The sequence below is a fragment of the Streptomyces sp. NPDC051907 genome, assembly GCF_040681075.1.
In the GTDB taxonomy this organism is placed as follows: domain Bacteria; phylum Actinomycetota; class Actinomycetes; order Streptomycetales; family Streptomycetaceae; genus Streptomyces.
This window is the reverse complement of the sequence record NZ_JBFAYB010000006.1, coordinates 96238-117118: the sequence shown is the minus strand read 5'-3', so window position 1 is coordinate 117118 and position 20881 is coordinate 96238. Positions and strand designations below refer to the sequence as shown.

Here is a 20881-nt window from a genome sequence, read left to right as displayed (position 1 = left end):
CGCGGAGACCGTCGGCCTCCTCGGCGCTCAGCCGTACAGCCGCCCATCGCCGACGGTGCCCGCTCGGCCCGTCGTCGCGCTGCGGCTGGGCGGCTGGGGCCGCTGGTGGGCCGGTGGGTTGCCTACTCCGCGTCGACGCGGTCGATGCGGTAGTCGTCGCCGTACACCTTCCAGGTGAGCGGAAGCTCCAGGCCGAGCTTTCCCTCCCGTACGAAGACCCGCTGGGCCGTCTCGATGCGGCTGGTGTCCGTGTGCGAGGGCTCGTGGCCGATGGCCTCGACGCGGGCGTCGAGGAACGCGTTCAGATACGCCTTCTCGTCGCCGCCGCGCGCCGGGGGCTCGGCGGCGCGCTGGGCGTTCTTGCGCAGCGTGGCGAAGCCGATCGAGCCCTTGGAGTCGCCGTGGCCGTGCATCACATAGGCGTCGTAGTAGATGAACTGCCCCAGCGCGCCCAGCCCGTCGGCCTCGGCCTGCCGGACGGCGGGCGTGAAGTACGAGCGGTCCCGCTCCGCGTCCTGCGCCGCCCGGAACGCCGCGTCGGATGCGGCGGCCCGCGCCCAGGCGTCGGTGAAGGGGCGGCCCAGGCCCTTGTGCGAGTCGCTGCCCTTCACCGCGCGCAGCGCGGGCAGGAAGGGCGCGAGAGCGTTGCCCGGCCGGGCCTTGGTGTACTTCTCGACCACGGTCAGCATGTCGCCGGTGCCGGAGCAGAAGCCGATGATTCCGGCGGTGTAGCCGCGGCCGTCGCCGATGTCCTCGATGTACTCGTACTGGGCTCTCCAGTCCAGCGAGGAGTTCTCGGCGCTGGAGACGAGCCGCATGGCGATCTCCTTCTTCGCCGGGTCGGCGAGCCCGGCGGTGTCCCGCTCCCGCTCCGGCCCCGAACCGGAGCCTGAACAGGCGCAGAGCGCCAGCAGCATCAGCGCGGACAGCGCTCTGAGCACGGACTTCACGACGGTTCCCCCTCCCGGGGTCAGGGCGCCCCGGCCTTGCCTTGAGGTTACTGAACCGCTCGGGCCGCTCGATCGGCAGTCGATCGGCGGCGGTGTGGCGGGTCCCTCGGTCGCATACGACGACTGGGACGGCCCGATAGTTCCGGGCCCGCCCGAGTCGCCACACCTGGTCAGACGCGGGCGACTGCTCCCGCCCGCTCCCGACCGGCCGCCGAGGCGTCCGGGAACTCCGCGTTCTCGGGCGCCGTAGCGGCCTCGGCGACCGCCGCGAGCTCCGAGGGCTCCGAGCCTCGCGCCGCCGACTCGCCCGCCCGCCGCAGGTGTTCCGCGCGTCCCGAGGCCGGTGCCGACAGGACCGCGAGGAGGGCCTAGGGCGAGAGCCTCGGGGAGGGGCCTCGGGGAGAGCCTCGGGGAGGATTGTCAGACGCCCGTGCGATGCTCCTGCTCATGGATCTCGCACAGGATTTCGCCGGCTTCGACGATCTGGACAGCCGGCCGTGGGCCGAGCTGCACCATGCGTACGGCACCGCCGAAGACGTGCCCGCGATCCTTCGAGCGCTGGCCGGCGGCGACGAGGACGCGGAGGGCGGGGCGCTGTCCGAGCTCTGGTCCAGCATCATCCACCAGGGCACGGTCTACCGCGCCACCGCCGAGGCGGTGCCCTTCCTCGCGCGGATGGCGGCGGCCGGGATCAAGTCCTCCGACCTGCTGGTCCTGCTCGGCTCGATAGCCGAGACCGAGGACGAGCACGAGGTCGGCGAGCCGGGCGCCTGCCGGAGTGCCGTCGCGGCTCAGCTGCCGCTGATGCTGCCGATGATCGAGTCCGAGGACCCGGAGATCCGCCGGGCGGCGGCGTGGACGGCGGCGCAGACCCGGGCCGCGGCGCCGGTGCTCCCCGTGCTGCTGCGGTGCTGGACGCAGGAGCGGACGCCGTCCGTGCGGGCGGAGCTGCTCGCGGGAATGGTCCATCTCGACCCGGCGGGCTCGACGGACGCGGCACTGGAGTCGATCGGTCCGGACCAGCCCTTCGAGCTGCGCGTCGTCGCCGTGCTGGCCTGCCTGGACGCCGGATTGCCCTGGTCGGCGGCGCACCGAGACGCGCTGCTCGCGCTGCTTCCCGCGGAGACCTGGGTCTACGAGCGCTTCGACCTGGAGCGTACGGAGCCGCTGACGTACGCGGTCGACGCGCTGCTGCGACGCGACACGGACGAGGACCGCGACGCGGCGTACGAACTGCTGGAGGCCGCCCTGCGCTCCGCGGAGCCCGACGGGCAGGCCGAGGCGCTGCGGGCCGCCGACCACGCGTGCACGATCTCGCGCAGCGCGCCGGGCCGGCTCGCGGCGCCCCTCGTCGCCCTGCTGGACGACGCCGCGCACACCGAGCGCGTGCTGGAGATCCTCGGCAAGCTCGGCGAGCACGCGGCGGCGGCCGCCCCCGCACTGGCCGCCCTCGTCGCCGAGGACGGCGACCTCGCGGACGCGGCGCTCGCGGAGCTCGTCCACATCGCGCCGGAGCCGGCCGCCCCGCTGCTCGCCCGCGATCTGACGCGGTGGCCCCGGGCGCTGGAGTCGGCGTGCGGGTTCTCGATCCTGCGGCCCCTGCCTGTGATCGCCTTCGCGCCGGAGCTGCTGGACGCGATCCGCACCCGGCTGCCGCTCGCGGACCCCGAGAGCCGCGAGGCGGCCTCGCTGCTCGCGATGCTGACGCACTGGGGCCCGGCCGCCGCGCCCGCGCTGCCTGAGCTGACCGCGGCGCTCGAGCGGTATCCCTCCCTCGTGCCGAAGGCGCTCGCGGCCGTCTGCCCTCCCGAGGAGCGCGAGCGGATCGCGGGCCTGCTGCGCGGCGCGGCCGACTCGGGGCCGCAGCCGGGGCGGCATGCCGCGGCCGAGGCGCTGTACGACCTGACCGGCGATCAAGGCCCGCTGGTGCGCGAGGTCACGGCCCTGCTGGCGGAAGGGGTCGACTCGGGGGCGGCGACCCACGTCGGTCGACTGGGCCCGGACGCAAGGGCCCTGGCGCCTCGGCTGCGCGCGGGGCTGTCCGCGCCCGGCGAGCCGCGCACGGCCCCGCAGTTGGACGCGGCGATCGCCGTCGCGCTGTGGCGGCTGACCGGTGCGGCGGACGAGGCGGTCGCGGTGCTCAAGGGCGTCTTCGCGGTTCTGGCGGACGACCCGTGGGTGAGCATGTGGTCCGCGCGGGGCGCGATCGACGCGGCCGCCGAGCTCGGCCCGGCGGGGGCCGACCTCGGCCCGGCGCTGGAGGCCTTCGTGGACGACGTGGACAAGCGCCCGTCGGCGTTCCTGGCCCTCCTCGCCGTGGGACACGACGTCGACCGCGAGGCGGCGGCGGACGCGCTCCTGTCGTCAGCCGAGCAGTCCTCGCACCCGGGCCAGGCGCTCGCCGCCCTCGCGGCGCTGGGCCCGGCCGTGCTCACCCCGCCGGTCACGGCTCGTCTGACGGCGCTCGCGGAGCGCGACCTGCGGGTGGTCACCCCGAGCTCAGAAGTGATCGACGGCTCGGACCAGGCGGTACGCGAACGGGCCCGCGCGCTGCTGGCCCAGGTCAGTCCCCGGGCCGCCAGTCCGGCCGACGGCCGCTGAGCCCGACGACCCGATCGAGAAGGGGCGCGCTGGAGGGCACGGAGACGACCGGCCCGAAGATCTCGTCCCGGCCAGGATCGTCGTCGGAGGGCTGGAGCATCTCGTACGACACCTGCAGGCTCGCGTCCCCGGGGTCGTAGTCCTGCCCGGTGGCGCGGGCCAGGTCCCACCCGTGGATCACCAGCTCGTTGAGCGCCACCCGCCCGGCGATAGCCGCCGGGAACGTGATCCCGCCTGCCTGGGTGTCGCCGTCCCACGCCCCGCTCTGCCGCCATGCCTCGGCGAGCTCGCCCAGCCGCTGCGGGAGCACGGCGCGCCAGCCCTCCTCCAGCACGGGCAGCGCGGCCCCCGCCGGCGTCTGGGTGCTGGGCCCGAGGTCCTTGCGGGCGGCGTCCCGAAAGGCGGTGGCCAGCCCGACGATATGCCCGAGCAGCTCGCGTACGGCGTACTTGGGACAGGGGGTGGGGTCCCCGAGCCGGGCGTCGTCGACCCCGTCGAGCAGCTGGGCGACGGCGTGGGCGGCGGGGCCGAGGTCGGGCGACGAGGTCTGCGTAGTGGAGTCCATGCAGTGACGACCGGTCCGCTCGCCGAAACTCATCGCTGCGGCGGCCGGAATCTCGGAGAAGTGAGCTGCCCTCGTCCCCGACGGATTGAGTCCGGGGCCTTGTCGCGGCGGCGATGCTGTGTCATATAGGTCTGGACCAATGCCCTCGTCCGCGGAGGCCCACCGTGCAACGACCCCCCACCATTGCCGCGTTGGCGTGTGTCGCCGTCCTGGCTCTCGCCGCCTGCGCAGGCGAGGAGACGGACACCGAACGCCCCTCTGCCCCTGCCGGAGTGACCGCCCAGGCGGGCAGCGCCACCTCCGTTCACGTCATGTGGGAGCAGTCCACCGACAACAAGGCCGTGACCGGGTACGAGGTGTACCAGAAAGGGGTCAAGGTCAAGACGCTTCCCGCCGCCCAGCACATGGTCGACGTCGAGCGGCTCGCTCCCCAGACCCCGTACACCTTCACGGTCCGGGCCCGGGACGCCGCCGGGAACCTCTCCGAGCCCAGCACGGCGATATCGGTCACCACCCCGGCCCCCACGCCGGACGACCGGAGACCGCCCACCCGGCCGGCGCGGCTGAGCGGGCGGATCGGGGGCGGCACGGACGCCACGCTGACCTGGGGCCGCTCGACCGACGACATAGGCGTCACCTCGTATGACGTCTACCAGGAGGACTCCCGCATCCACAGCGTGAGCGGGACCGAGACCACGGCCCGCGTCACCGGCCTGCGGCCCGGGACCGTCTACACCTTCACGGTGCGGGCCCGTGACGCCGCCGAGAACTCCTCGCCGGACAGCAACGCGGTGGACCTCCCGACCGCGTCCGCCCCCGGGAAGGGCCCCAGCACGGCGCCCACCGACCTCCAGGCGACGGCCCGCAAGGGGGTGGTCGATCTCAGCTGGACCCCGCCGCGGGCAGGCGGACCGGTCAAGGAGCATCAGCTGTTCCTAAACGGGAAGCTGGCCACGACCATCGTCTGGGGCGCCGCGCCGCCCGCCGGGACGGCGAAGTACACCATGACGGTCACGGACGAGCCCGGCACCCGCTACAGCGTCAAACTCCGCGCCAAGCTGCCCGACGGCGAGTGGGGCGACTTCTCCGCGCAGCGGACGGTGGTGATCGCCTAGGAGGCGGCGATCCTCGCGACTCAGACTTGCGCGGCGAAGGCCACGAACTCGGCCCAGGCGGTGGGGGAATGGGCGAGGTGGGGGCGCTGTACGTCCTTGGAGTCGCGGACGTGGATTGAGTGGGGAGCGGCGGCGACCTCGACGCAGTCGTCGCCGTCGCCGCTGCTGTAGCTGCTTTTGAACCAGGCCAGTTCCGTGGTGTTCATGGCGCTCCTCGAAGTCGCTTCAGCAGGCCTACGGGTCTCGTGACTCAGACCTGCGCGGCGAAGGCCACGAACTCGGCCCAGGCGGTGGGGGAGTGAGCGAGGTGGGGGCGCTGTACGTCCTTGGAGTCGCGGACGTGGACCGAGTGGGGAGCGGACGCGACCTCGACGCAGTCGTCGCCGTCGCCGCCGCTATAGCTGCTCTTGAACCAGACCAGTTCCGTGCTGCTCATGGCGCTCCTCTAAGTCGCTCCAGCAGGATCGTGGAGTCCTCCGGCGTGAGGGCCTGCGAGCGCAGTATCGCATACCGCATCTGGAGCACGCTGATCTCCTTCGGGTCGGAGATGAACTGCCCGCCGCGTTGCGCCTCGCAGTAGGCGAAGTGCTGGTGCTCGGGGGTCTCCAGCAGTCGGATGGGCCCATCGAGGCCAGCGTGTACCTCCCGCACCAAGGGCACGACCTGAAGTTCGATGTTCCGCAACGACGAGACGTCGAGTACATGGTCGATGAGCTCCCGGGTGATCTCCGCCCCGCCCATACGGCGCAGAAACAGATGCTCTTCGAGGATGAAGCTGAACGCCGTGTTCGGCCGTTCCCGCAGCAGGCGTTGGCGCTCTTGGCGAGCCGCCAACTGAGCCTCGATCTGTTCGTCGGTCAGCGGCGGGAGTTGGTTCTCGAAGAGCCTCCTGGCGTACGCCTCCGTCTGCAACAGCCCCGGCATCAGACGGCATTCGTATGTGCACATGCTCAGCGCCCGCTCCTCCAGCTCTGCCCACTGGTGGAACCATGACGCCAGCCCCGACTTGCGGCAGAGGTGCCGTGCCGCCTTGCGCAGCGCTCCGAACGCGCCGAGCGCCTCCTCCGCCCGATCGATGAACTCCTTGGGCGGGAACCGCCTCCCCTGCTCGACGGAGGCCACGAAATGCGGCGAGTACTGCACGAGCGGAGCGAGCGACTCCTGGGTGAGACCGGCGTGTTCGCGGAAAGCCTGAAGCACCGCGCCGAATGTCTTGAGGCTTTCGGACGGCTCGGGTTCGGTGTTGCCTGACATGTCGGCCGCTCCCCGTGGTGGTCGGATACCGGTTCAACGCCGCTCGGTCGCCAACTGTCACGGACGGTTGCTCGTACTGTCCATCCGGTGTACTCGTACGCCGACTGGCGTACGAGTACACCGCCTGTCAGCGATGCAGCAGGAAGGTCGGTAGAGGTCCACCCATGAGCAGCCCCGGCAGCAGATCCACCAGCGAGCGGCCCGCACGCCGCCGCCCGCCGACAGCGGTGGTCGTGATCGTCGCGATTCTTGCCTGCGTCGCCGCGATCGTCGGCGCGTTCGCGTTCGTTGCCGATCACGTGTCGTCGGACCAGTCAGACCAGTCGGACAACGAGATGAACTGCTGCTGGAAAAGCGGTGCCACACCTGACTGGTTGAGCGATGAGATCGGCATCCGGATCCCGGCGAAGGCATCTGACCGCCGCGCCGGTTACAAGACCGGCCAGCGCTACGACACGGGGCTGCTCTCCTTCACCCTTTCCAGTCAGGAGGCGGACGTCTACACGTCCCGGCTGATTCGGAACGGTACGAAGATGATCCGCAACTTCCACCCGGAGAAGAAGGACTACCGGCCGGCCGCCGCCTTCGCCCACCTTGGGCTGACCGAGCCGGAGACGCTCGTCGAGGGTCTGCGGAAGGTCAGCCTCTGCCCTGACGACCTCAAGACCCCTGAAGGACGCTATCTCCAGCGGTGCGTCGATCTCTTCGCTCACGAGTTCAAGCCGGGCAGCACGCGGATCTATGTACGGTCGACGATCGAGCCGGGTGTGACACCGCCCTCAGCGACCACTGAGTAGTCGCGGACAGAAGTCATCAGCGCGGTGAGGACGGCGAAGACCGTTCCCAATCCATGTCCAGGTCGACCACGAATTCCCGGCAGTCGTCGCGGAGTTGGTCGAAGGATCGAACGAGCGCCTCGACCACTAGCTCGCGCTCGGGTTCCCGCAAGCCTGCGAGGTCGTGGACGACGACCGCTGTCGTGCCTTCCAGCCTGCGCACCCGGGCTACGGCGGAGGTGTCGTACGCGAGCCACAGGCGGACGGCTATGCCGCCGTCGCCCGGGTCTGCCAGGACGGCGGCGAGGTCCCTCGGGTCGTGTACCGGCAGCGCGGGCCCACCCGCGACAGCGGCCCGGGACACGAACACGTCACCGGTGAGCGGGTTGCGGGCCGTCAGGCCGGAAGCCTCCAGGCTCTGCAGCAGTAGGGCGCTGATCTGCGGGGTCAGATCCGACAGGTACCACGAGCAGAACCCGTCGGTGTCCGTCGCGCCGCTCGATCGAGCCGCGGACGGCGAGCTGCCGAAGACCTCCTGGAATATCTCTTCGATGCGGTGGCGGGGCACAGGAGGCGCGCTGTAGCGAGCGGCGCGCACGAGCGCCGAGAACTCCTCGGGCAACTGGGCGTGGTAGCGCTCCACGTAGTGGCTCAACTCGTGTGGCCACAGCCAGGCGCCGTCCGTGACGAGCGATCCCGCTCCGGGAATCCACGCGTCGCCCGTCATCACATCGCGTTCCGCTCCCATGGCACTGAAGATCTCGGTCCCCGAGGCCAGGTACGCCACCAGGCCGGCCTCGTCCTGCGGTCCGGTCGGTCTGACGGCGTCATGGATCGACGGAGCCGAGAGATCCGTGTTCTGTGGGTCGAATTCGCGGAAGAACCCCAGCCGCTTGATCACGCTTGCCTCCGTCGACCGTCCGCTGTTCTGCCATGGTCGGGCGGAGCCGAACCCCGCCCCTGCTCCGCACCATAGTGTCAGCGTCAGCCGCGTCACCCGTCCCACCAGCCGAAAGGCGTCTCCTGTGAACACACCAGCTGACCCCACGCCCACCCCGGACCACCGCGTCCAGATCGAGTACTGCACTCAGTGCCGCTGGCTCCCTCGTGCCGCGTGGCTGGCGCAGGAGCTGCTCACCACCTTCGAATCCGAGCTGACCGAGGTCGCCCTCAAGCCGGGGACCGGTGGGGTCCTCGTCGTGCGCGTCGACGGCGATGTGGTGTGGGACCGGCGCGAGCACGGGTTTCCGGAGCCGACCGCCGTCAAGCGGCTGGTGCGCGACCGCGTGGCGCCCGGGCGGACCCTGGGGCACTCCGACAGGTCGACGGGCCAGTCGACGGACTAGGGCACGGCAACGCCCCCGGCGCCGTGCGCGGTACCGGGGGCGTCGAAGCGGTGGTACGGAGACTCAGCCGCGCAGCTGCTCGTACGCCGACAGCGTCAGGAAGTCCTCGTAGTTCTCGTCCAGGGCGACCTTCAGCAGCAGATCGTGCGCCTGCTGCCAGTTGCCCGACGTGAACGCCTCCTCGCCCAGCTCGGCGCGGATCGCCGACAGCTCCTCCGCGGCGACCTGGCGGGCCAGCTCGGGGGTCGCCAGCTCGCCGTTCTCGAAGACGACGCCCGCGTTGATCCACTGCCAGATCTGGGAGCGGGAGATTTCCGCCGTCGCCGCGTCCTCCATCAGGTTGAAGATCGCGACCGCGCCGAGGCCGCGCAGCCACGCCTCGATGTAGCGGATGCCGACCTGGACGGCGTTGCGCAGGCCGTCGTACGTGGGCTTGGCGTCCAGGGAGTCGACGGCGATCAGATCGCCGGGCGCCACCGAGACGTCCTCGCGCAGCCGGTCCTTCTGGTTGGGCTTGTCGCCCAGCACCGCGTCGAAGGAGGCCATCGCGATCGGCACCAGGTCCGGGTGGGCGACCCAGGAGCCGTCGAAGCCGTCGCCCGCCTCGCGGTCCTTGTCCGCCTTGACCTTCTCGAAGGCGACCTTGTTGACCTCGGCGTCGCGCCGGGACGGGATGAAGGCCGCCATCCCGCCGATCGCGTGCGCGCCTCGCTTGTGGCAGGTGCGCACGAGCAGCTCGGTGTACGCGCGCATGAACGGCGCCGTCATCGTCACCGCGTTGCGGTCCGGCAGCACGAACTTCTCGCCGCCGTCACGGAAGTTCTTGACGATCGAGAAGAGGTAGTCCCAGCGGCCCGCGTTGAGGCCGGCCGCGTGGTCGCGCAGCTCGTAGAGGATCTCCTCCATCTCGTACGCCGCCGTGATCGTCTCGATCAGCACGGTCGCGCGGACGGTGCCCTGCGGGATGCCGACGTAGTCCTGCGCGAAGACGAACACGTCGTTCCAGAGGCGGGCCTCCAGGTGCGACTCCGTCTTCGGGAGGTAGAAGTACGGGCCCTTGCCGAGGTCGATCAGGCGCTGGGCGTTGTGGAAGAAGTACAGGCCGAAGTCGACCAGCGCGCCGGGGACCGCGCGGCCGTCGAGGCGCAGATGACGCTCCTCCAGGTGCCAGCCGCGGGGGCGCATCACCACGGTCGCGAGCTGGTCGTCGTCCTTGAGGGCGTACGACTTCCCGGACCTCGGGTCGGTGAAGTCGATCCGGCGCTCGTAGGCGTCGATCAGATTGAGCTGGCCGAGGACGACGTTCTCCCAGGTGGGGGCGGAGGCGTCCTCGAAGTCGGCGAGCCAGACCTTCGCGCCCGAGTTCAGGGCGTTGACGGTCATCTTGCGGTCGGTCGGTCCGGTGATCTCCACCCGGCGGTCGTTCAGGGCCGTCGGCGCCGGCGCCACCTTCCAGGAGTCGTCCGCGCGGATCGCGGCCGTCTCCGGGAGGAAGTCCAGCGAGGAGGTGCGGGCGATCTCGGCGCGGCGTTCGCTGCGGCGGGCGAGGAGCTCGTCACGCCGGGGCGTGAAGTTCCGGTGCAGCTCGGCCACGAAGGCGAGGGCCGCTTCGGTGAGTACCTCGTCCTGCCGGGGCAGGGGCTCGGCGTCGACGATGGCCAGCGGGGACGGCGCTGGTGCGGACATGAGCTGTCACTTCCTTCGGCGGGCGGCGCCTGGCGGTCGGCGTGCGGGGAGATACGGCACTCCGTGCCGCACAGCCGGGAAACGGCCGCAGGGCGCCGGCTGGGATCTCGGGCGCTTCTGACCTGTGGATAGTAGTTTCCTCATGGTGGAAGTTCAATGGTTTGTTGATATCGAGATTCTCCGGGTCGACAGACCATGGCTCTGAGTGCCACGCCGTGCACGGAAGGTGCGTCCGACGGGCGCCGGCTACTCGAGCCGGGGCAGGTCCTGCGGTGTGTCGATGTCGTACGCCTCGGCGACGTCCCCGCACTCGACGAGCGCGAGAGCCCACTCGTGCGCCTTCAGATACGAGCGTGCCCCGCGGTCGCCGACCGCGCTCGTCGCGACGTCCTTCCAGCGGTGCGCGCCGAAGAGGACGGGGTGGCCGCGCTCGCCTCCGTACGCGGCCGCCGCCAGCGCGTCCCGGGAGTCGTACGCGCGGCGGATCCGGGCCACCGCCGCCGCGCCGATCCCCGGCTGGTCCACCAGCGACACCAGCGCCGCGTCCGCCTCCGTCGCCGCCAGCGACCGAAGGCCCGCCCGCAGGGAGGAGCCCATGCCCTCCTCCCAGGCGGGGTTGTCGACCAGGAAGCAGCCGGTGAGGTCCGCCCGCTCGCGCACCAGCTCGGCCGATGCGCCCAGCACCACGTGCACCGGGCCGCAGCCGCCCTCGCGCAGCACGCGCACCGCGTGCTCGACCAACGGCCTGCCCCGGTGCACCAGCAGCGCCTTCGGGCGTCCGCCGAGCCGGCGGCCGCCGCCCGCCGCGAGCAGCAGTCCGGCGACGACCGGCGGCTTCGATTCGTTTGGCATGAGGACTCCCTACCTCATATCGGGAAGAAGCGCGCGCCGTTCGAACCCCGTCCTCGCGCCGTGGAACCGACTGGTCCGCGCAGGTCGTCGTCGCGTGGAGAGGTCGGGGCGACCTTGGATAGGGTGCAGCTCCAACAACTGAAGTTCGCCATGGGGGACAAGAGTCGATGAGTGGCCGCGTACAGGGCGTCGTGTTCCAGCCGCTGGGTGAAGAGGATCCGCAGAACGTCGCGGGATACAAGCTCGCCGCCCGGCTCGGCGCCGGCGGCATGGGCAAGGTGTACCTCTCGTACACGCCCGGCGGGCGGCCGGTCGCCATCAAGGTGATCAGGCCCGACTTCGCACAAGACGCCGAGTTCCGCCGCCGGTTCGCGCAGGAGGTGCAGGCCGCGCAGCGCGTCCAGGGCCTGTACACCGCCCCGGTCATCGACGCCGATCCGGAGGCCAAGCAGCCCTGGCTCGCCACGGCTTACGTCCCCGGGCCCTCGCTCGCCGACGCCGTGATCGAGCACGGCAAGCTGCCGGTGGACACCGTGCTGCTGCTCGTCGCCGGGATCGCCGAGGCGCTGCACGTCATCCACGGCGCGGGCATCGTGCACCGCGACCTCAAGCCCGCCAACGTGCTGCTCGCTTCTGACGGGCCGCGCGTCATCGACTTCGGCATCGCCCGCGCCGCCGACGCCACATCGCTCACCAGCAGCGGCGTCACCATCGGCACGCCCTCCTTCATGGCCCCCGAGCAGGCCGCGGGCAGCCATGTCACGCCCGCCACCGACATCTTCGCGCTCGGCCAGGTCGCGGCCTACGCGGCGACCGGCAGCCCCGCCTTCGGCGAGGGCACCTCGCACGGCGTGCTCTACCGGATCGTGCACGAGGACCCGGATCTGAGCGGAGTGCCCGAGCAGCTGCGGGAGTTGGTGACCCGCTGCCTGGCGAAGGACCCCGAGGCCCGTCCCTCGGTCGCCGAGCTGCTCACGATCTGTCAGGCCGCCAACGCGGAGACGGTGCTGCGCCGGCCCGAGGAGTGGCTGCCGGGCGCGGTCGCCGCGGAGATCACCACGCGCAAGGCCGCGCCCGCGCCGCCGGTGACGCCGCCGGCCGGTGCGCCGGTCGCTCCCGCCGCTCCTGTCGCTCCCGCCGCTCCCGCTCAGGCGCCCATAGCGCAGGCCCCGGCTCAGGCGCCCATGACGCAGGCCCCCGCTCAGGCGCCCGTCGTGCCGACGCCCACCGCCCACGCCGCCCCGGCCACCCCGCCGCCCGGCTTCGGTCCGGCCCCGCAGCCTCCGACCCAGCCCCAGCAGCAGCATCTCCAGCAGCAGCCCCAGCCGCAGGCGTACGGGTATCCGCAGGCGCACACGCAGGCCACGCCTCCGCCCGGATACGGGTACCCCCAGCAGACACAGCAGCAGTACGCGACGGCTCCTGTCCCCGCCGCCGAGCTGCCCAAGAAAAAGAAGAAGACCGGGCGCAATCTGGCCATCGCCTTCCTCGCGACGATCGTCCTCGGCGGACTCGCGGGCGGCGGCGCGTACCTGTACCTGTCCAAGGACGACGGCAAGGACGAGCAGGCCAAGTCCCAGGACGAGTCCCCGGACGAGGGCGGCGAGACGACGCAGGAGGAGCCCACGCCGGACCCGGTCGCGGAGGACTCCACCGCCGGCGGCGACGGGACCCCCGAGGAGTCCCCCACGGCCGCGGTGCCCGACCCGGAGCCCAAGACCTACAACGGCCTCGAAGTGGTGGACAACTACCACATCACCCTGGGCGACGACCCGATCAAGCCGATCGGCGACGACTCCAACGAGGACGTCGGCTATGAGTACAACCTCGACCAGATCGATGTCGAGAACGCCCGGCTGATCCTGCTCCGCACCGGCCAGAACGCCGATCTCCAGACGTGCCGCAGCGAGACCCGCTACGCGACCAGGCTCGAGCTCGACAGCCTGTCGAAGGGCGCCAAGTTCTGCGTGCTGACCAACTCCGGACACATCGGCGTGGTGACCTACCAGGGGAAGTCGCCCGACTCGGACCCCAGCAGGTTCATCACCCTCGATGTGACCGTCTGGCGCAACGCCCTCGACCCGGTGCAGCCGTCGTCCTGAATGGTGCGGCCGTCGTCCTGAATTACGTCCGCGGAGTGGCGCGTACCGCATCGGATGGCGTTTACTGGCCCGCGACTCAGGGTGTCTGACCATCACCTGACGGTCGTCGAACCAGCACGAGGATGTGCGAGGGGGAGGGCTTGTTGCGGAGCGTGGGGCAGACGCGGGTGACCGGGAGCGGCGAGGACCCGAGGGCGACGGAGCTGAGAGCTGCCGTCTCCCGGCTCCGTCGCGAGCTGGCCGGTCACCCGGCGGAGTTCCCCGACCGCGACATCGCGGAGGACGAGCTCGCGGTCCTCGCGGCGATGGTGGCGGGCGGGGGGCCGGAGATTCCGCGGATGCGTCGCTCGCTGCTGTTGATCGCGGGGGCGATTGGGTCGGTGAGTGCGTTGGGGCCGGCGTTGATGGATGTGCGGAACGCGGTCGATCTGTTCGGCGAGATGCCGCCGAGGTGGCGGGGGTAGCGCGCGGGCTGCTTGCCGGGGCACCGGCCTGGCCGGGGGCTCCGCCCCCGGGCCCCCGCGCCTCAAACGCCGGCGGGGCTGAATTTGCCCGGCCATCCCAGCCAGTTCCGAGGCACGGGGGCGAGCAATTCCAGCCCGTTGGGGGTCCCCCCGGACGAAGTCTGGGGGAGTTTGAGGACGGACCTTGCGCGGGAGGTCCCGCAGGAACGGTCGCCGGCCCCCGCGGGGCTCCGCCCCGGACCCCGCGCCTCAAACGCCGGCGAGGCTGGGTTTCGCGGGCGAGGCTGGGTTTCTCCGGCGGGGCTGGGGGTTACGTCGGGTTCTGGCTTGCCAGGGCCGTTGAGAGGTCCTTCGCTACCTCCTGGAGGATGGGGACGATCTTCTCCGTCGCCGCCTCCGTGACGCGGCCCGCGGGGCCCGAGATGGAGATCGCCGCTGCGGTGGGGGAGTTGGGGACCGGGACCGCCAGGCAGCGGACGCCGATCTCCTGTTCGTTGTCGTCCACCGCGTAGCCGCTCTGCCGCACCAGTTCCAGGGCGTGCAGGAAGCCGTCCGGCGTGGTGATCGTCTTCTCGGTGGCCGCCGGCATGCCGGTGCGGGCGAGCAGGGCTCGTACCTCGTCCGCCGGGGTGTCGGCGAGCAGCGCCTTGCCCACGCCCGTGGAGTGCGGCAGCACCCGCCGGCCGACCTCGGTGAACATCCGCATGGAGTGCTTGGACGGAACCTGCGCGACGTACACGATCTCGTCGCCGTCGAGCAGCGCCATGTTCGCCGTCTCTCCGGTCTCCTCGACCAGCCTGGCGAGGTAGGGGCGCGCCCAGGTGCCGAGCAGGCGGGACGCGGACTCGCCGAGGCGGATCAGCCGGGGGCCGAGCGCGTAGCGGCGGTTCGGCTGCTGGCGTACGTAGCCGCAGGCCACCAGCGTCCGCATCAGGCGGTGGATGGTCGGCAGCGGCAGGCCGCTGGCGGCGGAGAGCTCGCTCAGCCCCACCTCGCCGCCCGCGTCGGCCATTCTCTCGAGCAGGTCGAAGGCGCGCTCCAGGGACTGCACGCCACCGCTGGAGGCGGTCTTGGCGGCGTCGGTGGCGCTGGCGCTGGACGTCGGCACGTGGGCGGTCCTTTCGGGCAGGCAGGGCAAGGCAGCAGCCTACCGGGCCGCTCCACCGGGCACATCGGTCCAGGCGAGGAGTCCTAGCCGGTCAGGGCCCGTTTGCCGGTGTGCTGGAGGTGGTCTCCCGCGGTCTGCTGACACTGCCCTTGGCTCAAGCAACGTTCTGCTCCACGAAATTCTAGTTCCACTTTATGGAAACGTCCAAGGGTTGCCGCCGGGTCCGCGGGGTCTTGACTGAGGGGGCGCGGAAGTGAAGACTCCTTCAACAGTTCGTTGAAGTTTCGCAGTGCGGAATCGAAGAGAATGGAAGAGAGGGGCACGGGTGTCCAATGTGGACGTGAGCCTGGACGTAGACCTGGTACTGCGCTCGAGACGCGTCGTCACCCCGGAGGGGACGCGCGCCGCGTCGGTCGCCGTCGCCGCCGGGAAGATCGCGGCGGTGCTGGCGTACGACGCGGAGCCGCCGGCCGGCGCCCGGCTGGAGGACTTCGCGGACGACGTCCTGCTCCCCGGTCTCGTCGACACCCACGTCCATGTGAACGACCCCGGCCGCACCGAGTGGGAGGGCTTCTGGACCGCCACCCGGGCGGCCGCCGCGGGCGGCGTCACCACCCTGCTGGACATGCCCCTCAACTCCCTGCCGCCGACCACGACCCCGGCGAACCTGGTCGTCAAGCAGGACGTGGCCCGCAGCAAGGCGCATATCGACGTCGGGTTCTGGGGCGGGGCGATCCCGTCGAACGTGCAGGATCTGCGGCCGCTGTACGACGCCGGAGTCTTCGGGTTCAAGTGCTTCCTCTCGCCCTCCGGGGTCGAGGAGTTCCCCGAGCTCGACCAGGAGCGGCTCGCCCGGGCGATGGCCGAGATCGCCGGCTTCGACGGCCTGCTGATCGTGCACGCCGAGGACCCCCACCACCTGGCCGCGGCGCCCCAGGAGCCCGGCCCGAAGTACGCCGACTTCCTCGCCTCCAGGCCGCGCGACGCCGAGAACACCGCGATCGACACTCTGATCGCACACGCCAAGCGCCTGGGCGCCCGGGTGCATGTGCTGCACCTGTCCTCGTCCGACGCGCTGCCGCTGATCGCCGCCGCCAAGCGCGAGGGCGTGCGGATCACGGTCGAGTCCTGTCCGCACTTCCTCACCCTCACCGCGGAGGAAGTCCCGGACGGGGCTACGGAGTTCAAGTGCTGCCCGCCCATCCGCGAGGCCGCGAACCAGGACGCGCTCTGGCAGGGGCTGGCCGACGGCGTCGTCGACTGCATCGTCTCCGACCACTCGCCGTGCACCACCGACCTCAAGACCCCGGACTTCGCCTCCGCCTGGGGCGGCATCTCCTCTCTCCAGCTCGGCCTGCCCGCGATCTGGACCGAGGCGCGCAAGCGCGGACACACCCTCGAGGACGTCGTCCGCTGGATGTCCGAGGCCCCCGCGCGGCTCGCGGGACTGAGCCAGAAGGGCGCGATCGAGGCCGGCCGCGACGCCGACTTCGCCGTCCTCGCGCCCGACGAGACCTTCACCGTCGACCCGGCCGAGCTCCACCACCGCAACCAGGTCACGGCCTACGCGGGCAAGACGCTCCACGGAGTCGTCAGGTCGACGTGGCTGCGCGGCGTGCGCATCGTGGAGAACGGCGCCCTGGCCGAGCCGACCGGCCGGCTGCTCGAAAGGAACAAGTGATCGTGTCCATCCCTTCCTTCACCGGTGACGCCAGCCCGTTCGGCGGCGGCGACCCGTACGCCGACTACCGCACGGCCGGTCCGTCGGGCTTCCCGTTCGCGCACTACCCCGACCTCGCCGACCGGAGGCTCGGCGCGGGCGTGATCGCCGCCAACGACGAGTTCTTCGCCGAGCGCGAGAACCTGCTGAAGCCGGAGCCCGCCGAGTTCGACCCGGAGCACTTCGGCCACAAGGGCAAGATCATGGACGGCTGGGAGACCCGCCGCCGCCGCGGCGTCTCCGCCGAGCAGCCGCACCCGACGGACGAGGACCACGACTGGGCGCTGGTACGGCTCGGCGCGCCCGGCGTCGTCCGCGGCATCGTCGTCGACACCGCCCACTTCCGCGGCAACTACCCGCAGGCCGTCTCCATCGAGGCCACGTCGGTGGCCGGCGCCCCCTCGCCCGAGGACCTCCTCGCGGACGAGGTGAAGTGGGTGACGCTCGTACCCCGTACCGCCGTCGGCGGACACGCGGCGAACGGCTTCGCCGTCGACGTCGAGCAGCGCTTCACGCATCTGCGCGTCAACCAGCACCCCGACGGCGGCATCGCCCGCCTGCGGGTCTACGGCGAGGTCGCGCCCGACCCGGCGTGGCTGGCCGCGCTCGGCGCCTTCGACCTCGCGGCGCTGGAGAACGGCGGCCAGGTCGAGGACGCGTCCGACCGCTTCTACTCCCCGGCCACGAACACCATCCAGCCGGGCCGCTCCCGCAAGATGGACGACGGCTGGGAGACCCGCCGCCGCCGGGACAAGGGCAACGACTGGATCCGCTACCAGCTGGCGGCGCAGTCCGAGATCCGCGCGGTCGAGATCGACACGGCGTATCTGAAGGGCAACAGCGCGGGCTGGGCGGCGCTCCTCGTACGCGACGGCGCGCAGGGCGAGTGGGTCGAGGTGCTGCCGCGCACCCGGCTCCAGCCCGACACCAACCACCGCTTCGTCCTGGACGCTCCTGCGGTCGGCACGCAGGTGCGCGTCGACATCTTCCCCGACGGCGGCATCTCGCGGCTGCGGCTGTTCGGCTCGCTGACCGAGGAGGGGGCGACCCGGCTGGCGGCCCGTCACCAGGAGCTCGGCGGCTGACGCGAGAAGGCCGACGGCACGAGGCCCGACAGCGCGAGGCCACGAGGCCCGAGGCCCGAGCTCCGAAGCCACCAGGCACGACGAGGTCCGCCCCGGACCCGCGCACGGCGCAGAGCCTCGCGGGGTCCGGGGCGGAGCCACGTGGGCCCAGGGACGCGTGCTCCCAGGACGCGTGCTCCCAGGGCTCGTCGCGCGGTCCCCGAGCGCGGGCCGGCGACCGCGTGCCGCTATGCCGCGTGGCCGCCGTCCAAGGAAACCGGCCCTGCTTCCTCGGCGCCGGCGGCAAACGGACGTTGAATCGCTGGCGTGACCCTCCAGCAAGAGATCGTCGGAACCGCCGTACAGATGGCGGTCGTCTCCCTGCAGCCAGGCCAGACGGTGTACTGCGAGGCCGGCAAGTTCCTGTTCAAGACCGCCAACGTGACGATGGAGACCCGGCTGTCAGGTCCTGCGGGCGGCGGAGGCACGGGCGGCGAAGGCACCGGCCCAGGCGGTTCGGGGGGCATGGGCGGGATGCTGCGTCAGGCCATGGGCACCGCCCTGCAGGCCGGCCAGCGCGCCGCCGTCGGCGAGTCCCTCGCCTTCCAGTACTTCAGCTGCGCGGACGGCGAGGGCACCGTCGGCTTCGCCGGCGTGCTCCCCGGCGAGATGCGGGCGCTCGAACTCGACGGCAAACGCGCCTGGTTCGCCGAGAAGGACGCCTTCGTCGCCGCCGAGTCCACCGTCGAGTTCGGCATCGCCTTCCACGGCGGCAGGACCGGCCGCAGCGGCGGCGAGGGCTTCGTCCTGGAGAAGTTCACCGGCCGCGGCACCGTCGTCGTCTGCGGCGCGGGCAACTTCATCGACCTCAACCCCGCCGACTTCGGCGGCCGCATCGAGGTCGACACCGGCTGCATCGTCGCCTTCGAGGAGGGCATCCAGTACGGAGTCCAGCGCGTCGGCGGCCTGAACCGCCAAGGCCTCATGAACGCCGTCCTCGGCGGCGAGGGCCTCTCGCTGGCCACCTTGGAGGGCGACGGCCGGGTGGTCCTCCAGTCGCTGACCATCGAGGGCCTCGCCAACGCCCTGCGCAAGGCCCAGGGCGGCGACAAGCAGGGGCCGACCGGCGGGCTGTTCTCCACGCACGCCGGCTGAGCGCCCCGTCCTGGCGAGCGGCCCCCCGGCCCGTCGCCGTCCGTCCCCCGAGATGAGTTCCCGGCACGGGCCGGGTCTCAGCTGATGAGAAGGCTCCACGCACTCGAGAAGCTCCACCGCACTCACGGAAGCAGGCACCTGTCATGGCACAGCTCTCGATCACCACCTTCCTCACCCTCGACGGCGTGATGCAGGCCCCCGGCGGCCCGGAGGAGGACACCAGCGACGGCTTCGACCTGGGAGGCTGGTCCGTGCCGTACGGCGACGAGGACTTCGGCGCCTTCGTCGACGAGGTCTTCGGCCGGGTCGGGGCCTTCCTCCTCGGCCGTCGTACGTACGAGATCTTCGCCGGCTACTGGCCCAAGGTGACCGACCCCGACAACCCCGTCGCCTCGAAGCTCAACTCGCTGCCGAAGTACGTCGCGTCGACGACGCTCGACAAGGCCGACTGGGCGGGCTCCACCGTCATCGGGGGCGACCTCGTCAAGGAGGTCGCCGCGCTCAAGGAGCGCACCGAGGGCGAGCTCCAGGTCCACGGAAGCGCTCGCCTCGCCCACTTCCTCCTCTCCCACGACCTGGTCGACCAGCTCAATCTGCTGGTCTTCCCCGTCGTCCTGGGCAAGGGCCGCCGCCTCTTCGCGGACGGCGTGACGCCCACCGCGTTCCGGCACACCGGAGCGAGGACCACGGCCGCGGGCGTGGCCATCAACACATACGAGCGGGCCGGCCGCCCCGAGTTCGGCACCTATCTGGCCGAGTAGGGGCGGCCCGGCAAGAGCCCCCGAGAAAAGCATGTAGCACTCACGCTTCCGCCCCGGTACGGTGATCGTCCCCGTGCGAGCCGCCGACGTCTCCACCAGTCCTTCCTGTGGGAGATCCAGGTGTCGTCGATCGCCGTACCCGCGCCCGCCCTCGCCCCGCGCCGGGCCTGGCTCACCGATCTGCCCGTCCTGCTGGTGGCCGTGGTGTGGGGCGCGAGCTATCTCGCAGCCAAGGGCATCACCACGACGCACACCGTCGTCGCCGTCCTGGTCCTGCGCTTCGCGCTGGTCCTGCCCGTGCTCGCCGCGGCCGGACACCGCAGACTGCGGGCCCTGACCGCGGCCCAGTGGCGGGGCGCCGGGCTCCTGGGACTCGTGCTGAGCGGGGTCTTCCTGCTGGAGACGTACGGCGTCGTGCACACCTCCGCCACCAACGCCGGGCTCATCATCAGCCTCACCATGATCTTCACGCCGCTCGCCGAGGCCGCGGTCGCCAGGACCCGGCCGCCCCGGGCGTTCGTGGCGGCGGCCGGGCTGTCCGTCCTCGGCGTGGTGCTGCTGACCCAGGGCGGCGGCTTCACGGCGCCCTCGCTCGGCGATCTGCTGATGCTGCTGGCGGCCCTCGCCCGCACCGTCCACGTACTGGCGATGTCCAGGGCCACGGCACTGCGGGACGCGGACTCGCTCTCGCTGACGACGGTTCAGCTGGGCGGCGCCGTGGCGGTGTTCGCGGTGCTCGCCGCGCTGCCGGGGACGGGCGCGTCGCCGTGGTCCGTCGCGATCGGCTTCGGCCCGCGCGAATGGGCCGGGCTGTTCTTCCTCTCCGTGTTCTGCACGCTGTTCGCGTTCGCCGTGCAGACGTGGGCGGTGCGGCGCACCTCGCCGTCCCGGGTCAGCCTGCTGCTCGGCACCGAGCCGCTGTGGGCCGCGGCGGCGGGCGTCGCGATCGGCCATGAACGGCTGGGCCCGCTGGGCCTGCTGGGCGCGGCGCTCGTCCTGGCGGGCACGACATGGGGGCGGCGCGCGGCCGACCGAGCCTGAAGACGTAGGGAGGCGTGGGGGCGGGCGCCTTCGCGGTGAGCGCCGGCCCGGGTGGTCACGCCTTGCGGTGCCGGTCCGCGATCATCAGCAGCGCGAAGCCCACCACCGCCAGCGCGAAGTGCGCGAACAGCTCCCGGTCCTGGAGGAAGCCGATGTGCTCGACGAAGAAGCGGGTGAACCCCAGAAAGGGGAACCAGCCCGTCAGCTCGCGCAGCACCCCGCAGGCGCCCACGACGAGCAGGATCACACCGAAGGTCTCCAGTATCTTCTTCATGCGCCGATCCTGGCCCGCGCCGGCCCGGCGCCGCGTCGGTCCTTGGG

Annotated in this window: 21 protein-coding genes; 11 read left to right on the top strand and 10 right to left on the bottom strand. The window is 71.7% G+C overall.

Features of this window, described 5'->3' with window-relative positions:
* Positions 1-122: 122 nt before the first annotated feature.
* On the bottom strand, positions 123-917 hold the full coding sequence (locus tag AB0M39_RS06335) for a chitosanase (RefSeq protein WP_365360855.1): 795 nt from the start codon (positions 915-917) through the stop codon (positions 123-125).
* A gap of 480 nt (positions 918-1397) precedes the next feature.
* On the opposite strand from AB0M39_RS06335, the gene AB0M39_RS06330 reads away from it, so the two are divergent.
* Complete coding sequence (locus AB0M39_RS06330; protein WP_365360734.1) at positions 1398-3551, top strand: hypothetical protein; 2154 nt, start codon at positions 1398-1400, stop codon at positions 3549-3551.
* Here the strand turns inward: AB0M39_RS06330 and AB0M39_RS06325 are convergent.
* Positions 3514-4116, bottom strand: a complete 603-nt coding sequence (locus tag AB0M39_RS06325; RefSeq protein WP_365360732.1) for a TIGR03086 family metal-binding protein — start codon at positions 4114-4116, stop codon at positions 3514-3516. The two genes, AB0M39_RS06330 and AB0M39_RS06325, sit on opposite strands and share 38 nt — an antisense overlap.
* Positions 4117-4229: 113 nt before the next feature.
* Between AB0M39_RS06325 and AB0M39_RS06320 the strand changes: the two genes are divergently transcribed.
* Positions 4230-5231 (top strand): fibronectin type III domain-containing protein, encoded by a 1002-nt coding sequence (locus tag AB0M39_RS06320; protein WP_365360730.1) that lies wholly within the window; start codon positions 4230-4232, stop codon positions 5229-5231.
* A 20-nt stretch (positions 5232-5251) separates the two neighbouring features.
* On the opposite strand, the gene AB0M39_RS06315 is transcribed toward AB0M39_RS06320, so the two are convergent.
* Genes AB0M39_RS06315 through AB0M39_RS06305 form a run of 3 tightly spaced genes read right to left on the bottom strand, consistent with a single transcriptional unit; the run spans position 5252 to position 6485 of the window.
* On the bottom strand, positions 5252-5437 hold the full coding sequence (locus tag AB0M39_RS06315) for a DUF397 domain-containing protein (RefSeq protein ID WP_365360728.1): 186 nt from the start codon (positions 5435-5437) through the stop codon (positions 5252-5254).
* 44 nt (positions 5438-5481) lie between these two features.
* A complete protein-coding gene (locus AB0M39_RS06310) occupies positions 5482-5667 on the bottom strand; it encodes a DUF397 domain-containing protein (protein WP_365360726.1) in 186 nt (61 codons plus the stop codon).
* Complete coding sequence (locus AB0M39_RS06305) at positions 5664-6485, bottom strand: helix-turn-helix transcriptional regulator (RefSeq protein ID WP_365360724.1); 822 nt, start codon at positions 6483-6485, stop codon at positions 5664-5666. Before AB0M39_RS06305 ends, AB0M39_RS06310 begins: the two co-directional genes overlap by 4 nt.
* Positions 6486-6649: 164 nt before the next feature.
* Between AB0M39_RS06305 and AB0M39_RS06300 the strand changes: the two genes are divergently transcribed.
* On the top strand, positions 6650-7282 hold the full coding sequence (locus AB0M39_RS06300) for a hypothetical protein (RefSeq protein ID WP_365360722.1): 633 nt from the start codon (positions 6650-6652) through the stop codon (positions 7280-7282).
* A 16-nt stretch (positions 7283-7298) separates the two neighbouring features.
* Here the strand turns inward: AB0M39_RS06300 and AB0M39_RS06295 are convergent, their stop codons facing one another.
* Complete coding sequence (locus AB0M39_RS06295; RefSeq protein WP_365360720.1) at positions 7299-8162, bottom strand: hypothetical protein; 864 nt, start codon at positions 8160-8162, stop codon at positions 7299-7301.
* A 124-nt stretch (positions 8163-8286) separates the two neighbouring features.
* Between AB0M39_RS06295 and AB0M39_RS06290 the strand changes: the two genes are divergently transcribed.
* The gene (locus tag AB0M39_RS06290) at positions 8287-8607 is read left to right on the top strand and encodes a SelT/SelW/SelH family protein (RefSeq protein WP_365360718.1); all 321 of its coding nucleotides are present in this window, start codon (positions 8287-8289) and stop codon (positions 8605-8607) included.
* A 63-nt stretch (positions 8608-8670) separates the two neighbouring features.
* Here the strand turns inward: AB0M39_RS06290 and aceB are convergent, their stop codons facing one another.
* Complete coding sequence (gene aceB, locus AB0M39_RS06285) at positions 8671-10293, bottom strand: malate synthase A (protein WP_365360716.1); 1623 nt, start codon at positions 10291-10293, stop codon at positions 8671-8673.
* A gap of 246 nt (positions 10294-10539) precedes the next feature.
* Positions 10540-11145: a nucleotidyltransferase family protein gene (locus AB0M39_RS06280; protein ID WP_365360714.1), complete on the bottom strand. Its 606-nt coding sequence runs from the start codon at positions 11143-11145 to the stop codon at positions 10540-10542.
* 167 nt (positions 11146-11312) lie between these two features.
* Here AB0M39_RS06280 and AB0M39_RS06275 point away from each other — a divergent pair, with 167 nt between their 5' ends.
* Both AB0M39_RS06275 and AB0M39_RS06270 read left to right on the top strand, forming a co-directional pair.
* Positions 11313-13247 carry a serine/threonine-protein kinase gene (locus AB0M39_RS06275; RefSeq protein WP_365360712.1) on the top strand — a complete coding sequence of 645 codons (1935 nt, stop codon included), beginning with the start codon at positions 11313-11315 and terminating at the stop codon, positions 13245-13247.
* 140 nt (positions 13248-13387) lie between these two features.
* Entirely contained in the window at positions 13388-13711 is a 324-nt protein-coding gene (locus tag AB0M39_RS06270) for a DUF5955 family protein (protein ID WP_365360710.1), read from the top strand.
* Positions 13712-14021: 310 nt separating this feature from the next.
* Here the strand turns inward: AB0M39_RS06270 and AB0M39_RS06265 are convergent, their stop codons facing one another.
* Positions 14022-14819 (bottom strand): IclR family transcriptional regulator, encoded by a 798-nt coding sequence (locus AB0M39_RS06265; protein WP_365360708.1) that lies wholly within the window; start codon positions 14817-14819, stop codon positions 14022-14024.
* A gap of 346 nt (positions 14820-15165) precedes the next feature.
* Between AB0M39_RS06265 and allB the strand changes: the two genes are divergently transcribed.
* The 5 genes from allB (at position 15166) to AB0M39_RS06240 (ending at position 20560) form a co-directional block, all read left to right on the top strand.
* Positions 15166-16500: an allantoinase AllB gene (gene allB / locus AB0M39_RS06260; protein ID WP_365360853.1), complete on the top strand. Its 1335-nt coding sequence runs from the start codon at positions 15166-15168 to the stop codon at positions 16498-16500.
* Positions 16500-17624 carry an allantoicase gene (gene alc, locus AB0M39_RS06255; RefSeq protein WP_365360851.1) on the top strand — a complete coding sequence of 375 codons (1125 nt, stop codon included), beginning with the start codon at positions 16500-16502 and terminating at the stop codon, positions 17622-17624. Before allB ends, alc begins: the two co-directional genes overlap by 1 nt.
* Positions 17625-17930: 306 nt before the next feature.
* On the top strand, positions 17931-18758 hold the full coding sequence (locus AB0M39_RS06250; RefSeq protein ID WP_365360706.1) for an AIM24 family protein: 828 nt from the start codon (positions 17931-17933) through the stop codon (positions 18756-18758).
* Between the two features lie 143 nt (positions 18759-18901).
* Complete coding sequence (locus AB0M39_RS06245) at positions 18902-19519, top strand: dihydrofolate reductase family protein (protein WP_365360704.1); 618 nt, start codon at positions 18902-18904, stop codon at positions 19517-19519.
* A 120-nt stretch (positions 19520-19639) separates the two neighbouring features.
* Entirely contained in the window at positions 19640-20560 is a 921-nt protein-coding gene (locus AB0M39_RS06240) for a DMT family transporter (protein ID WP_365360702.1), read from the top strand.
* Positions 20561-20615: 55 nt separating this feature from the next.
* Here the strand turns inward: AB0M39_RS06240 and AB0M39_RS06235 are convergent, their stop codons facing one another.
* A complete protein-coding gene (locus AB0M39_RS06235) occupies positions 20616-20834 on the bottom strand; it encodes a hypothetical protein (RefSeq protein WP_365360700.1) in 219 nt (72 codons plus the stop codon).
* Positions 20835-20881: the final 47 nt, after the last annotated feature.